Origin of the sequence: Marvinbryantia sp., assembly GCF_047017445.1 — a bacterium.
Taxonomy (GTDB): Bacteria; Bacillota; Clostridia; order Lachnospirales; family Lachnospiraceae; genus Marvinbryantia.
This window is the reverse complement of record NZ_JBKXTT010000024.1, coordinates 29,615-44,494: the sequence shown is the minus strand read 5'-3', so window position 1 is coordinate 44,494 and position 14,880 is coordinate 29,615. Positions and strand designations below refer to the sequence as shown.

12 protein-coding genes are annotated in these 14,880 nt (G+C 44.5%); 1 reads left to right on the top strand and 11 read right to left on the bottom strand.

Annotated elements, in window-relative coordinates; genetic code table 11:
- Positions 1–460: 460 nt before the first annotated feature.
- The 4 genes from tuf to rpsL form a co-directional block, all read right to left on the bottom strand.
- The gene (tuf, locus tag ACLU9Q_RS18845; RefSeq protein WP_296907731.1) at positions 461–1,654 is read right to left on the bottom strand and encodes an elongation factor Tu; all 1,194 of its coding nucleotides are present in this window, start codon (positions 1,652–1,654) and stop codon (positions 461–463) included.
- Positions 1,655–1,758: 104 nt separating this feature from the next.
- The gene (gene fusA, locus ACLU9Q_RS18840) at positions 1,759–3,876 is read right to left on the bottom strand and encodes an elongation factor G (protein ID WP_412625834.1); all 2,118 of its coding nucleotides are present in this window, start codon (positions 3,874–3,876) and stop codon (positions 1,759–1,761) included.
- 18 nt (positions 3,877–3,894) lie between these two features.
- On the bottom strand, positions 3,895–4,365 hold the full coding sequence (rpsG, locus tag ACLU9Q_RS18835; RefSeq protein ID WP_296835112.1) for a 30S ribosomal protein S7: 471 nt from the start codon (positions 4,363–4,365) through the stop codon (positions 3,895–3,897).
- Between the two features lie 268 nt (positions 4,366–4,633).
- A complete protein-coding gene (gene rpsL, locus ACLU9Q_RS18830; RefSeq protein ID WP_296835110.1) occupies positions 4,634–5,056 on the bottom strand; it encodes a 30S ribosomal protein S12 in 423 nt (140 codons plus the stop codon).
- Between the two features lie 256 nt (positions 5,057–5,312).
- Here rpsL and ACLU9Q_RS18825 point away from each other — a divergent pair, with 256 nt between their 5' ends.
- Complete coding sequence (locus ACLU9Q_RS18825; protein WP_308593764.1) at positions 5,313–6,488, top strand: VanZ family protein; 1,176 nt, start codon at positions 5,313–5,315, stop codon at positions 6,486–6,488.
- A gap of 66 nt (positions 6,489–6,554) precedes the next feature.
- Here ACLU9Q_RS18825 and ACLU9Q_RS18820 read toward each other — a convergent pair whose 3' ends face one another.
- The 7 genes from ACLU9Q_RS18820 to ACLU9Q_RS18790 all read right to left on the bottom strand — a co-directional run bounded on the left by ACLU9Q_RS18820 (position 6,555) and on the right by ACLU9Q_RS18790 (position 14,482).
- Positions 6,555–8,219: a ribulokinase gene (locus ACLU9Q_RS18820; protein WP_296835108.1), complete on the bottom strand. Its 1,665-nt coding sequence runs from the start codon at positions 8,217–8,219 to the stop codon at positions 6,555–6,557.
- Between the two features lie 79 nt (positions 8,220–8,298).
- Positions 8,299–8,724 (bottom strand): RbsD/FucU family protein, encoded by a 426-nt coding sequence (locus ACLU9Q_RS18815; RefSeq protein WP_296835106.1) that lies wholly within the window; start codon positions 8,722–8,724, stop codon positions 8,299–8,301.
- 10 nt (positions 8,725–8,734) lie between these two features.
- A complete protein-coding gene (locus ACLU9Q_RS18810) occupies positions 8,735–9,910 on the bottom strand; it encodes an iron-containing alcohol dehydrogenase (protein WP_296835104.1) in 1,176 nt (391 codons plus the stop codon).
- Between the two features lie 42 nt (positions 9,911–9,952).
- Positions 9,953–10,891, bottom strand: coding sequence for a substrate-binding domain-containing protein (locus tag ACLU9Q_RS18805; protein ID WP_296835102.1), 939 nt, complete (start codon positions 10,889–10,891; stop codon positions 9,953–9,955).
- A gap of 72 nt (positions 10,892–10,963) precedes the next feature.
- A complete protein-coding gene (locus ACLU9Q_RS18800; protein ID WP_296835101.1) occupies positions 10,964–11,920 on the bottom strand; it encodes an ABC transporter permease in 957 nt (318 codons plus the stop codon).
- The gene (locus ACLU9Q_RS18795) at positions 11,910–13,442 is read right to left on the bottom strand and encodes a sugar ABC transporter ATP-binding protein (protein ID WP_296835099.1); all 1,533 of its coding nucleotides are present in this window, start codon (positions 13,440–13,442) and stop codon (positions 11,910–11,912) included. Before ACLU9Q_RS18795 ends, ACLU9Q_RS18800 begins: the two co-directional genes overlap by 11 nt.
- 14 nt (positions 13,443–13,456) lie before the next feature.
- On the bottom strand, positions 13,457–14,482 hold the full coding sequence (locus ACLU9Q_RS18790; protein WP_296835096.1) for a LacI family DNA-binding transcriptional regulator: 1,026 nt from the start codon (positions 14,480–14,482) through the stop codon (positions 13,457–13,459).
- Between the last annotated feature and the right edge of the window lie 398 nt (positions 14,483–14,880).

Below are 14,880 nucleotides of genomic sequence, written 5' to 3'. Positions count from 1 at the left end.
TGACGAAAGGCAACAAGATCTATAAAATGTTATTTTAAAGGAGCATCAACAATTATGGAATAAGTGTGGTGCATATGGCACAAGGTAATTTATGTATTTAGGATTGACTTCATATAATTCTATTGCCAATTCTTCATCCTCCATATATAAAATGGGGCGGATTAACCGCCCCACTGTTAGGTTCGCACTTCGAGTGGCGAAACACTCACTTCTAACTGTCTCGCTTAGGGCTGAGATACGCCCACTCATAACTTTCTCAGTTGAAGGTCGAGATATACCTGCTGTTAAATCTTTAAAGACTTATCCTAAGAATAGTATACTCACAATTCAGTAAAATAGCAACTATTTTTTTTGTTTACTTCTTCTAATTTCATAGCATTTTTTTCATATGCTTTTTCTTATGCAAAACCCCGGAAAGCCTAAGCCATCCGGGGTAATTTTACAATATAAGTGTCCGAGATTACTCGATGATAGAAGCAACACGGCCTGATCCAACAGTACGTCCACCTTCGCGGATAGCGAATGTAAGACCCTGCTCCATAGCGATCGGGTGGATCAGCTCGATGGTCATTTCTACGTTGTCACCCGGCATGCACATTTCTGTGCCAGCCGGCAGCTCGATAACGCCGGTAACGTCAGTTGTACGGAAGTAGAACTGCGGTCTGTAGTTGTTGAAGAACGGAGTATGACGTCCACCTTCATCTTTTGTCAGAACGTATACCTGAGCGGTAAACTTTGTGTGGCACTTAACGCTGCCCGGTTTTGCAAGAACCTGACCACGAACGATCTCAGTTCTCTGAACACCACGAAGCAGTGCGCCAATGTTGTCACCTGCCTGAGCTTCGTCAAGCAGCTTACGGAACATTTCGATACCGGTAACAACAGTCTTCTTTGTAGCTTCCTTAACACCGATGATCTCAACTTCATCGTTCAGATGAAGAGTACCACGCTCTACACGGCCGGTAGCAACAGTACCACGACCTGTGATTGTGAATACGTCCTCAACCGGCATAAGGAACGGCTTATCTGTATCACGCTCCGGATTCGGAACCCATGTATCAACAGCATCCATCAGCTCCATGATCTTGTCGCCCCATTCGCTGGACGGATCTTCCAGAGCCTTCAGAGCGGAACCCTGGATGATCGGTGTGTCATCGCCCGGGAAGTCATACTCTGTGAGCAGCTCACGGATCTCCATGTCAACCAGCTCAAGAAGCTCTTCATCGTCAACCATATCGCACTTATTCATGAATACTACGATATACGGAACGCCTACCTGACGGGACAGAAGGATGTGCTCCTTTGTCTGAGCCATAACACCATCGGTAGCAGCAACTACAAGGATAGCACCGTCCATCTGAGCAGCACCGGTGATCATGTTCTTTACATAGTCAGCGTGACCCGGGCAGTCAACGTGTGCATAGTGTCTCTTCTCTGTCTCATACTCAACGTGAGCGGTAGAAATTGTGATACCACGCTCTCTCTCTTCCGGAGCCTTATCGATGTTCTCGAAATCTGTAGCTGTGTTACCAGCAACTCTCTCAGAAAGCACCTTTGTGATAGCTGCTGTAAGAGTTGTTTTACCATGGTCTACGTGACCGATGGTACCGATATTACAATGCGGTTTCGTTCTTTCAAATTTAGCTTTTGCCATTTTGAATGTCCTCCTTAAAAAAATCAGATTTTTCGTTTTTAATTTTTTAACAGGCTATCTATGATTATATTTCAAATCATAGACATTTTCAAGCCTTTTTTCATTTATTTACCTTTATTGCTCAGTACTTTTTCCTGTACAGACTTTGGAACCGGCTCATATCTCTCAAAGAACATGGAATAGTTGCCGCGTCCCTGTGTCTTGGAACGAAGGTCGGTGGAATAACCGAACATCTCAGCAAGCGGTACATAGCCGCGCACCATCTTGCCGCCTCCGATATCCTCCATACCCTCGATACGTCCACGACGGGAGTTGATATCACCGATAACGTCGCCCATGTATTCCTCCGGCATCGTTACCTCTACCTTCATGATCGGCTCAAGCAGGATCGCATCACCCTTCTTCATAGCGTCCTTGAATGCCATGGAACCGGCAATGTGGAATGCCATTTCAGAGGAGTCGACCTCATGGTAGGAACCGTCGTATACATTTGCGTGAACACCGAGTACCGGGAATCCGCCAAGGATACCTGCCTTTGCAGCTTCCTCTATACCTTCGCCAACTGCCGGGATATATTCCTTCGGAATAGCACCGCCGACAACCGTAGACTCGAATTTGAAGGTTTCTTCACCGTTCGGATCCATCGGGGTGAAGATAACTTTACAGTGACCATACTGTCCGCGTCCACCGGACTGCTTCGCATATTTGCTGTCCACGGTAACTTCTTTGGTGAAGGTTTCTTTGTAAGCAACCTGCGGTGCACCTACATTTGCCTCAACCTTGAACTCACGCAGCAGACGGTCTACGATGATCTCCAGATGGAGCTCGCCCATACCTGCGATGATGGTCTGTCCTGTTTCCTGATTTGTATGAGCACGGAAGGTCGGGTCCTCCTCTGCAAGCTTTGCAAGAGCTTCGCCCATTTTGCCCTGTCCTGCTTTTGTCTTCGGCTCGATAGCCAGCTCGATAACCGGTTCCGGGAATTCCATGGATTCCAGAATAACCGGATGCTGCTCGTCGCAGATGGTGTCGCCGGTACCTGTTACCTTAAATCCAACTGCTGCAGCGATATCACCGGAGTAAACCTTGTCAAGCTCGGCTCTCTTGTTTGCATGCATCTGAAGGATACGTCCTACACGCTCCTTCTTGCCCTTCGTGGAGTTCAGCACGTAAGAACCGGAGTTCATCGTACCGGAATACACACGGAAGAATGCCAGCTTACCAACAAACGGGTCTGCCATGATCTTGAATGCCAGAGCGGAGAACGGCTCTTCATCAGAAGAATGTCTCTCTACTTCATTTCCATCCAGATCAGTACCCTTAATAGCCGGGATATCGAGCGGTGACGGCATATATTCAATGATCGCATCCAGAAGCTTCTGAACGCCTTTGTTTCTGTATGCAGTACCACAGCAAACCGGGACTGCTGTACACTCGCAGGTAGCTTTTCTCAGAACTGCTTTCAGTTCGTCCACAGACGGCTCTTCCCCTTCCAGGTAAGCCATCATCAGATCGTCGTCCAGCTCACAGATCTTCTCGATAAGCTCTGTGCGGTACAGCTCTGCTTCTTCCTGCATATCCTCCGGAATATCAACAACAGAAATATCGTCGCCCTTTTCATCGTTGTAGATGTAGGCTTTCATTTCAAAGAGGTCGATGATTCCTTTGAAATCGTCTTCTTTACCAATCGGGAGCTGAATGCAGATCGCATTCTTACCCAGTCTGGTCTTGATCTGTTCTACGGCGCCGTAGAAGTTCGCACCAAGGATATCCATCTTGTTGATGAATGCCATTCTCGGTACGTTGTAGGTGTCAGCCTGACGCCATACGTTTTCTGACTGAGGCTCTACACCACCCTTTGCACAGAATACGCCGACAGCGCCATCCAGTACACGAAGGGAACGCTCAACCTCTACCGTGAAGTCAACGTGACCCGGCGTATCGATGATGTTGATACGATGCTCCAGAGCACCCGGCTTCGGCTTGCAGTTTTCCTGCAGCGTCCAGTGACAGGTTGTAGCGGCTGAAGTGATGGTAATACCTCTTTCCTGCTCCTGCTCCATCCAGTCCATGGTAGCAGTACCCTCGTGAGTATCACCAATCTTGTAGTTAACACCGGTATAGTAAAGGATACGCTCTGTCGTGGTAGTTTTACCAGCATCGATGTGCGCCATAATACCAATGTTTCTGGTTCTCTCTAACGGATATTCTCTTCCAGCCAAGGTAGTTTTTCCTCCTAATTAGAATCTGTAATGAGCGAAAGCCTTGTTAGCTTCTGCCATCTTATGCATATCTTCTTTTCTCTTCACAGATGCGCCAGTGTTGTTTGCTGCATCCAGAATCTCGTTTGCCAGTCTCTCTTCCATGGTCTTCTCGCCTCTCTTGCGGGAGAACATGGTCAGCCAGCGAAGAGCCAGCGCCTGGCGTCTGTCTGCTCTTACCTCGATCGGTACCTGGTAGGTAGCACCACCGATACGTCTCGCCTTTACTTCCAGAACAGGCATGATGTTGTTCATAGCTTCTTCAAATACTTCGATAGCCGGCTTGTCGGATTTTGCAGCCACTCTATCGAACGCACCGTATACAATCTTCTGTGCGATACCCTTCTTACCATCTAACATAATGTTATTGATAAGCTTCGTAACCACTTTGTTATTGTACAGCGGATCTGCCAATACGTCTCTTTTTTGAGTATGTCCTTTACGCGGCACGTTACTTCCCTCCTTAATATTGTTTTCTGAATCGGGACAGCAGATAAACAAGAAAAACACGCTGTCCTTTACAGAGGATACTTAATTCATCGGTACTCACATGTGTCGTTCTAATGTGTTTCGCGCCCATAGCTTCTATTTTCAACCTGCAACCACCTGGTAATAGAATCCCGGCACAAATACTAGTTCTGTTTGTGATTTCCTGTAAAAAGCCCGTTCAAAAACAAATGCCCGCTTTGCTTGCGTTTGTTTTTGTTCCCCGCTTTTTTTATTTCTTAGCGTCTTTCGGTCTCTTTGCTCCGTATTTGGAACGAGCCTGTCTTCTCTTTGCAACGCCTGCGGTATCAAGTGTACCACGTACGATGTGGTATCTGGTACCCGGAAGGTCCTTTACACGTCCGCCGCGGATCAGGACAACGCTATGCTCCTGCAGGTTGTGTCCTTCGCCCGGAATGTAGCTGGTAACCTCGATGTTGTTGGACAGACGTACTCTGGCGATCTTTCTAAGAGCTGAGTTCGGCTTCTTAGGAGTCGTTGTCTTAACCGCTGTGCAAACACCTCTCTTCTGCGGTGCAGATACATCGGTGCTCTTTTTCTTCAGAGAGTTGAAACCCTTCTGGAGAGCCGGTGCAGTAGACTTCTTTGTAGATGTCTCTCTGCCTTTTCTTACTAACTGGTTAAATGTTGGCATTCCTTTTACCTCCTGTATTATTCCCTGTGGGTTGTGGTTGCCGGTTATCCTGTCTCGAATAACGCTCAATTTTGCGCACCAAAAGACATACGTCCTTCCGCGCACGAAATTAGTATACATAGTTCTGTTTCCGATGTCAAGGAGATTTTTCTTATATTTATTTTTCTTCTTATATTTTTATTAAAATGATGGACATTCGAAAACAGGCGTGGTATTATGACAATCATTCAAGAAACAAATTACAGGAGGTACTTCAATGATAAGAACTTTACTGAAACCCTTTTCGTTTGTACCCGCCCTGCTTCTGATGTATATGATTTACAGTTTTTCAGCTCAGCCTGGCGAGGTATCCTCACAGCTCAGCTATAAGGTCAGTTATAAAATAGTAGAAACCGTGGATCAGACGCTGAACGCAGACATGGCGGACTGGGAGATTGATACCTGGGTTTACCGGATACACGGTCTGGTGCGGAAACTGGCGCATATGACAGAATATTTCGCACTGGCAGTCGCGGTATCGTTTCCTTTATATGTATACGGAGTACACGGCATCTGGCTGATGCTTCTGGCCGGGATCATCTGTGTGGGCTTTGCCTGCGGGGATGAATATCATCAGTCGTTCGTGGAGGGGCGCGGTCCTTCCGTGCGTGATGTTGCGATCGACAGCTTTGGCGTTTTCTGGGGAATCATACTGGTGAGAATCGTTGGGTGGACCGGCAGAAAGACCATCTTCCGCCCACGCAAAAAGAAAAAGCAGAAGGAGACGCGGAAACAAACACATTCCGAACAGACGTGGCAGGAACCGCAGCGACATGCATATTCCGGGCAGACGTGGCAGGAACCGCAGCGACATGCGTATTCCGATCAGGCATGGCAGGAACCTCCCATCCCGCCGGTGCGGCAGCAGACAACTGTTCCGCCATCATGGCAGCCCCGGCAGAGTTATACAGCCCCCATGCCGCCAGACGGACGTACGCAGGCAGCGCAGGGCTGGCAGCAGGTCCAGGGATATGCTGAACCAGCTCCGCAAAGCGGGCATACACAGAGAGCACAGAGCTGGCAGCAAACGCAGGAATATACCGCTTTCTCTCCGCAGGATATGCAGACGCAGGCAGCTCCGGACTGGCAGCCGTCTCAGTGCTCTGCGGAACCTGTTCTGCAGAATGAATATACGCAGCAGCAAGCGCAGGATTTGCAGTCTGATGTAGTGCGCAGACCTCATCCGCAGGCACACAGGCAGCAGGAACCGCCCGCACAGATATCCCCGTCAGAGGCTCCGTATACGCAGCGCCCGAATCCGTCTTTCGAACACGGGACCGGCCAGATCCCGGATTCCTCCCAGGAGCAGAATTCACCGGAAAACATTCCTTACCGACCATACACACAGTCATATCAATATAGCCAGGTCTCTGCTCAAAAAAAGACTCCTTAACGGCCATAATGCTTTTTCTGTCCTGCAAATTGCAGGACAGATATTTTTATAATTTATTTCATCTTTTTACCTATAATCCCCATCCATATCCGCCAGGGTCCGATACTTTTCATACTGTTGTCTATATATATTACATTTTTCAGCGTCCGGTGTAAACTCTCTGAAAGGCTTCGCCGCCATATATCTTAACGCTGTCTCTATATCCGGATACTGTCCGGCAGCAACTGCAGCATTAATTGCGGCCCCCAATGCACAAATCTGGTCTGTATCCGGAATCTTCACATTCTTTTCGAGCACACTTGCCATCATCTGCATTATATAAGAAGACTTTCTGGCAATTCCCCCCACTGCTATGATTTCCCTGATTTCTAATCCGGCTTTTTCAAAACCATCAACCAGTCTCCTGAGACCACATACTGCTCCAAAGACAAGTCCCCGATAAACATGAGGAGCATTTGCCCCCAGAGACAATTGTGAAATTGACCCCATCTGATAGTCATCCGTGTCGGGATATCTGCGTCCGTTAAACCAGTCAAGCGCTATCGGAAAGGGTTCTTCCGGAAGTTTTTCAGCCTCTTCCTGGAGCCATTCCAACAATTGATTTTCCATGTTCTCCGCAAGCTCATCACATAAACATTTCTTTTCTCCGGATAACTTTTTAGAAGCCTGTTTCAACGGCCAAAGCAATATTTTTTTATACCACGCAAAAATATCTCCAAATGCAGCCTGTCCTGTTTCTATTCCCGTATACCCTTCAATAATAGAATTTTCCGCCTGTCCGCATAATGATACCAGATTTTTACCAAAAAGATTTTCCGGTTTTTCTATAAGTAAATCCACTGCCGATGTTCCCAGTATGCAAACCATTGTTCCCCGTCTGATTCCTGCACCTATTGCTCCGGCATGTGCGTCAAAAGAACTCCCGGAAACTATCACCTGCCCCGATAGTCCCAGACGCTTTGCCCATTCATCATTAAGATTCCCGGTATTGGTTGTTGCCGGCAGCGGTGTTCTTCCATATCTCTCTGCCACCTCAGCAAGATACGTATCCGCCATTGCCAGACATTCAGAAGATGGAAGCCCATTCCACGCACTGTGCCATAATGCCTTATGCCCCGCTGCACAGGTACTGTGATACATTGTCTGCGGAGCACTTTTCCCGGTCAGCAAACCAACAATCCAATCGCAATGTTCTATCCAGGTATATGCTTTCTGCTTTATTTTCGGATTTCTGCGAATAGTATGCAATATTTTTGCCCAATACCACTCCGAACAGTATTGTCCCTGATATCTTGTATAGTTTTCTTTCGTGCCAGACATAAAAATATGATTCAGTTCCTCTGCTTCCCGCGCAGCCGAATGGTCTTTCCACAAATGAAACATCGCGTCTTCGCATTCTGCAAATTCCTTCAGCAATGCCAGCGGCGTTCCATGTATATCAACAGGAACCGGCGTAGAACCGGTTGTATCAATCCCAATACCGCAGATTTTGCTGACTATTTCTTTATCCAGCGACCCAAGCGCTTCTTTTATACATTCTTCCAGCGATTCCACGTAATCCAGTGGATGCTGTCTGAAAATATTTTTTTCCGGATGCTGATATAATCCCATCTTCCATCTCCGGTAAAAAGACACTCCCCGGCTAATTATCTTTCCATTTGTACAAACGACCGCTGCTCTTACCGAATCACTGCCAAAATCAACACCTATAACATACCTGTTATTATCCATATCCGTATTTCCTGTTCCTTTCATTGTATTGATTTTAAAAAACAGATGCCCAAACTGCACCGGGCATCTGTTTTCTTTTTTACAGTAAACCTTTTTTCAAGATAATATTGGCGGCTAATGATTTTTCACTTGTAGCTACCAGACAATACGCGTTTCGCACTCTTCCCATAAATTCTGGGTCTTTAAGCATATTAAAGCCGTTCCGGAATTTGTCCGCCTCCTCGCTTTCCAAAATTATTTTCTTATACGCATCCCATATATCCGGTCTTGGACCTGTCCAGTCACAAAGCGTTACTGGCTTTTCTGTTTTCGCATCAAGTGGAAAATATTCCAGCACCGCTTCCAGGATTTCCGGCACCCCATGTCCATCTAAACGGACTACGTTTTTCCCTACAGTATAAACCGGCATGTTTCCATCACATATTACAATTTCATCTGTATGCCCCATTTCCGCCAAAATTTTCAGCAATTCCGGACTAATTATCGGATTGATTTTCTTAAGCATGTTTTCCTCCTTAAAATGCCTCATTCAAAATATTAATGAAATCCTGTTTTTTTAACGGATAAAATCCTCCCAGAGTGCCATTTTCATCCGGATATGCTTTGTCAGCCATCACCAGAATATCTTTCCTGCTGTTTACTCCCACTTCTCTAAGCGTTGTCGGAAGACCTATCTCTTTAATAAACAGTTCCAGTCTTTTAATACCTTCCAAAACAGTCTCTTCCTCATCCCAAGGATTTACCGGTACATCCATAACCCTGTTTGCAAACCGTACAAAACGCGGGATGTTATGCTTATACACATACCTCATCCACTTCGGTGTAATCACCGCCAGTCCTGCGCCATGAGATGACTCAAATGCAATTGAACCGATATCGCGTTGGAGAAGATGGCTTGACCATGCCTGCTCCCGTCCCACACCGATACAACCATCCTGCGCAACCTTGCATCCCCACATCAGCTCCGCTCTTACATCATAATTATCCGGTTCTTTTATCACACGTTTCATATACTTCATCAACGCTTTCATAATTCCTTCAGCCATGCCGTCAGAAACCTCGACAAATGTCGTATCTGTAAAGTAGCGTTCCATAGCATGAGAAATCCCATCGAAAGCTCCTGCCAGCGTATGATACATCGGCGCTGTATAAGTAAGCTCCGGGTTCATAATCGAAAACACCGGTCTGGCAAGGTCTGTGTCACAAGACCTTTTTAATCCCAGCTTTTCATCTGTTATCACAGAGCCATTACTTGACTCGCTGCCAGCTCCGGGAATTGTAAGGATTGTACCAATCCCCAGACAGCTTTCCGGTTCTGCTTTTCCAAGATATAAGTCCATAAAATCGCCAGCATATGGCACACCGTATCCAATCGCTTTTGCTGTATCAATTACGCTTCCTCCACCAATTGCGAGAAGAAATGAAATTCCCTCTTTCCGGCAGATTTCTATCCCCTGATATACCAGTCCGGAACGCGGATTTGATTTCACGCCGCCAAGCGCCTCATACTCAACGCCTGCTGACTTCAGAGAAGCTATCACCTTATCATAAAGTCCATTCTTTTTAATTCTTTCCGAGCCATAGACAATCAGCACCTTATCGGCATGCTTTGCCGTTTCTTCCCCGACTTTTTCCTCCATTCCTCTCCCAAAAAGTATTTTGGTCGGATTATAATAAATATCATTTATCATATTACATTCCTCATTTCCAGTCAGTTTCAAAACTATTATTTCTTACTCAAACATGGCCAGATACTCATCCACATTCTCCTGCGTTACCATCTGAAACGGAACGTACGTCGTTTTTTCAAACTCCTCGCCATTCAACGCTTTTAGCGCAGTAGCTATCGCCTCATCCGCCTGTCCATATACATCCTGGAATACCGTTGCGCACATTTCGCCTTTTTTTACAGCCTGCAACGCATCATAAATTGCATCAATGCCGATTACTTCTATATTATTTTCAAGACCAGCTCCCTGGATTGCCTGCAGAGCGCCCATTCCCATATCATCAGAATGGCACACAATCGCATCAATTTCATCGCCCGATTTTTCCAGCCAGTTTTCTGTTAATTCCATTGCTTCTGTTCTGTCCCAATTTGCCGTATCATTATAAAGCATTGTAATATCCGGATAGTTTTTGAGCGTCTCTTCAATCCCCTCCATTCTTGCAATTTGTGCAGAATGACCATAAGGTCCTTCTATTACGCAAATAGTTCCTTCGCCCCCAAGAAGCTCTGCAATGTATTCCATTTCCATAATTCCCGCGTCAACATCATTTGCACCGACATATGCGGTAGCCTCATCCACATTATCTGTCGGATTATTACAGCCTATCACAGGAATACCAGCCTCATTACAATTTTCAATAATAGGAGCACAGCCGCTTTTATCTACCGGAATAAACATCAACGCATCCACACCCTGCTGAATCGCGTTTTCACATTGATCGAGCTGTTTGTCTACCGCACCCTGTCCATCAAATTCTACCAGTGTAACACCCAGTTCCTCTGCCTGCTTTTGAAGCTCCCCCTGGAAATAAATATTAAATTGCCCCGATAAATCCTGATAAATCATGGCAATTTTATATCCGCCGTCTTCCGCAAATGAAACTGTTCCCATACTTGCCGCCATCACTGCTGCTGTCATCCCGATAACTAAAGATTTCTTCATGTCTTTTACCTTCCCTTTCTCTTATAATATTAGTTTCTATCTTTCAAGCCTGCGCACAGCTTAAAATTCAAATTAATGATTTCTATTTACGTTATTACGATCAATAATAACCGCAAGTACAACAACCACACCCGTTACAATTTTCTGATAATACCCGGAAATATTAAGAAGATCCATACCATTATTCAGCACACCAATTATCAATACACCGATTATTGTCTGAATAATGCCTCCAGTACCTCCCTGATTGCTGGTTCCTCCGATAACGACCGCTTCTATCGCATAAAAATCGTACATTTCACCAGAATTTGGCGTTCCAGCCGCAATTCTTGCTGAAAGAATGATTCCCGCAAGAGCTGCCATAGCACCACCCACAACATACGTGCTCGCCTTTAAAAATTTCACTCTCAACCCGGCTACAATTGCCGCTTCTTCATTTCCTCCAATAGCATACAGATATCTTCCATACTTTGTCCGCGACAGGAAAAACCACGCTGCCGCTGCAAGAATGATAAAGATAATAGCCGGAATCGGAATTCCAAAAACGTAAGATTTTCCCACATTTGTATAGGTTTCCGTAAGTGCGTTAATCGGTTTTCCCGATGTAAAAACCAGTGCCACACCACGTACAACAGACTGCATACCCAATGTTGCTATAAATGGTACAATGCCAAGGTAGGCAACCACATAACCATTAATAAGTCCTACTATAATGCCAACGGCAACCCCTGCCAGAACCGCAACAGGATATGGAAGCACAATACCCATTTCTGTAGACAGACTTGCAGCCACACACGCCGCAAGTGCCATCGTAGACCCAACAGATAAATCAATTCCGCCGGCAATCATAATATACGTCATCCCCAGTGCTACAATTCCAACAAAAGAACTCTGCCGCAGAATATTTCTGAAATTATTAAGGCTGAGAAACGAATCCGAAAAAATACTCAGTCCAATCAACATAACAATAAATACAATATAAATAACGTTACTTTTCAAAAAATCTCTGGATAAAACTTTAGTTTTCATACCTGTCCGCCGCCTCCTTTGTTTCTCCAGCCGCACACGCCATCAATTTAAACTGGTTAAATTCACTGCGTTCAAAAATTCCCGTCTGTTTTCCCGCGCACATGACAACAATTCTGTCACACATTCCCATCAATTCCTGCATCTCCGATGAAATCATCAAAATACTTTTCCCCGATTCTGCCATTCCGGTCATTATCGCATATATCTCTGATTTTGCTCCCACATCAATTCCTCTGGTCGGCTCATCCATAATCAGAATATCCGGTTCCGTCAGCAACCATTTTCCAACAACAACCTTTTGCTGATTCCCACCGCTCAGATTTCCCACTTTAAACTTCTGATCCGGAGTTTTTATATTCAGCATTCTTATCATTTCATCTGTTGCTCTTTTCTCTTTTTTTACCGAAACCACCTTCAAAAAGTTTTCCGCATATTTTCCAAGACTGGCAAGTACAATATTTTGTCTTACGGAATGTATTCTACTGATTCCGAATCGTTTTCTGTCCTCTGTAATAAACGCAATTCCGGCATTTATAGCGCGCCACGGTTTACGTATGTCCACCTTCCGCCCGGACACATAAATTTGTCCGGATTCCAGGTTGCGAAGCCCGAAAATCGTTTCCGCCACTTCACTCCTCCCCGCGCCGACCAATCCCATCAATCCGACAATTTCACCCGCGCGTATCGAAAAATTAATATTCTGAAAATGTTTTCCACTTGTAAGCCCTTCCACGCGCAATCTTTCTTCCCCAAAAGGAATCCGCTTTTTATTGTAAATATCCTCAAGTTCTCGCCCTACCATCATTTTGATGATTTTTACCTTATCCAGTTTTTCAACCGGCACTGTATCAATTGTCCTTCCATCTCTGATGACCGTCACCATATCTGCAATTTCAAAAATCTCATCCATTCTATGACTAATATAAATCACAGATTTTCCTTCTGCTACCAGTTTACGAATCATAGAAAACAGTGTCTGTATTTCTACTTCTGTCAGAGAAGAAGTCGGCTCATCCATAATAATAATCTTTGCATTGAAAGCAATAGCACGCACAATTTCAATCATCTGCTGATTCGCAATTGTCAGCTCTCTCATCCGCTGGCGCGGATTAATATCAATATCATATTCCTTTAATATCGCATTTACCTCTTTTAAATTCTGCTGCTTATTGATAACACCACCCGGATACAGATTTTCCCTGCCAATGTATAGATTCGCTTCAACCGTCATCTGCGGAAATAAATTCAATTCCTGATGAATCATTGAAATTCCCTTATCCATCGCATCCCTTGGATTGGCAATTTCAACCTCGCGCCCCTCAATCAAAATCTTTCCGGAGTCCTGCCTGTAAATGCCAGCCAACACTTTCATCAAAGTGGATTTTCCTGCACCATTTTCCCCGCAAAGCGCATGGACCGTCCCCTTTTTTACCTGCAGGGTAACATTATCAAGCGCTTTTACGCCGGGAAATTCTTTTGTTACCCCCAGCATCTCAAATAGATAACTGCTGTTTTCCGACATGCTTCACTCCTCCTTTAATCATCAAAGTTTTCCGCAATCTGAACAATATTATCCATAAGAATACACTCCTGTTTTACAGAGCTGGCATCTGCGAACCATGCAAACACTGTTTTCACAATTTCGTATCCCTGATTAAACGCCTGTTGGCAGATCGTTGCTGTAATCCTTCCTTCCTTAAGCTTATTTTTAATGTAATCCATAGAATCAAAACAAAAAATTTTTACCTTTCGTTCCTTAAAAAGTTCTACAGCTTCACAAACACCTTTAATTCCGCCTGCGATAATAAAAACAGAATCAATTTCCGGATTCTCCTTTAATTCTTCTTTTACGGTGTCATACGCCACAAAATCTGCATTATTACACTCAACATAATCTACTACTTTCACTCCTGGAAATTTTCTGTTAATTGTCTCGGTAAATCCCTGATATCTCAACCTGTGTGACAAAATCTTTGAAGAACCAGTAATGATTAACACATGTGATACCGGATTGATCAACCCCAGAAGTCCCGCCGCTATTCTTCCGCTCTTTCTGAAATCAGTTCCCACATAAAAATTACGTTTTGAGTTTTCAATATCCGAATTAATTGTTACTACCGGGATCCCGCTTTCTACGATCTCGTCAATCTTCTGCGCGATCCTATTATCCACTAATGGTAAAAAGCCAAAAGCCGTTATCCCCTCTTTCAACATTTCATCAATCTCTTTTAATTGCTTTTCAACATCATAACCGCTCGTCTGATGTAAAATTGTTTCAAACCCGTAGTCTTTCAACTCTTCATTTGCCGCTTCAATTCCCTGGATTACTTCATCAAAAAAATCATCGCCAATGCTTGGAAGAAGAATCCCAAAGCGCATTTTTTTCTTTAATGTAGAAAATGTTTTTGCCGCTCCATTGGGTTTATATCCCAATGATTCTGCAACCTGCCTGACTCTTACCTCAACTTCCGGTTTTACTCTCCCTCTGTTATTTAATACCCTGTCTACGGTTCCCCTCGAAACTTTTGCTATATCAGCAATATCCTTTATTGTAGCTGCCATACTCAACCTCTCCCATCATGTGCTCGTGCACACATTTCTCTTTTTTATATATGAATATGTCGGCTATAAAGCTGGTTTTTAGCATTTTTGTTGATATTCATTTTTCCCATCCTTTTATTTTGTATCGTGTGCTCGTGCACATCTTTTCTTTATATTACACAATGTATACGTTTCTGTCAATAATTTTCTTTCTGTTTTTTTATTTTTGGATATTATCAACAAATTTCTTCCTGCGTTTTTGTGCGTATTTACGTGCTCGTGCACATTTTTTTAGCAAGCTTAATCGCTATTTATAACGCGCTAATTATTTTATCGCATTTATATGTACGAATGCACCCCTTCTACAATCCAGGACACAAAATTCAAAAGCACCTTCTCGGCTCATTATCAACATATTA

Bases quoted from the DNA above. Each gene is read 5' to 3' on its own strand.
- ACLU9Q_RS18820 (WP_296835108.1), bottom strand. From the start codon at position 8,219: ATGGATAATAACAGGTATGTTATAGGTGTTGATTTTGGCAGTGATTCG.
- ACLU9Q_RS18795 (WP_296835099.1), bottom strand. From the start codon at position 13,442: ATGTCGGAAAACAGCAGTTATCTATTTGAGATGCTGGGGGTAACAAAA.
- ACLU9Q_RS18815 (WP_296835106.1), bottom strand. From the start codon at position 8,724: ATGCTTAAGAAAATCAATCCGATAATTAGTCCGGAATTGCTGAAAATT.
- rpsL (WP_296835110.1), bottom strand. From the start codon at position 5,056: ATGCCAACATTTAACCAGTTAGTAAGAAAAGGCAGAGAGACATCTACA.
- ACLU9Q_RS18810 (WP_296835104.1), bottom strand. From the start codon at position 9,910: ATGATAAATGATATTTATTATAATCCGACCAAAATACTTTTTGGGAGA.
- ACLU9Q_RS18790 (WP_296835096.1), bottom strand. From the start codon at position 14,482: ATGGCAGCTACAATAAAGGATATTGCTGATATAGCAAAAGTTTCGAGG.
- ACLU9Q_RS18805 (WP_296835102.1), bottom strand. From the start codon at position 10,891: ATGAAGAAATCTTTAGTTATCGGGATGACAGCAGCAGTGATGGCGGCA.
- ACLU9Q_RS18825 (WP_308593764.1), top strand. From the start codon at position 5,313: ATGATAAGAACTTTACTGAAACCCTTTTCGTTTGTACCCGCCCTGCTT.
- ACLU9Q_RS18800 (WP_296835101.1), bottom strand. From the start codon at position 11,920: ATGAAAACTAAAGTTTTATCCAGAGATTTTTTGAAAAGTAACGTTATT.
- tuf (WP_296907731.1), bottom strand. From the start codon at position 1,654: ATGGCAAAAGCTAAATTTGAAAGAACGAAACCGCATTGTAATATCGGT.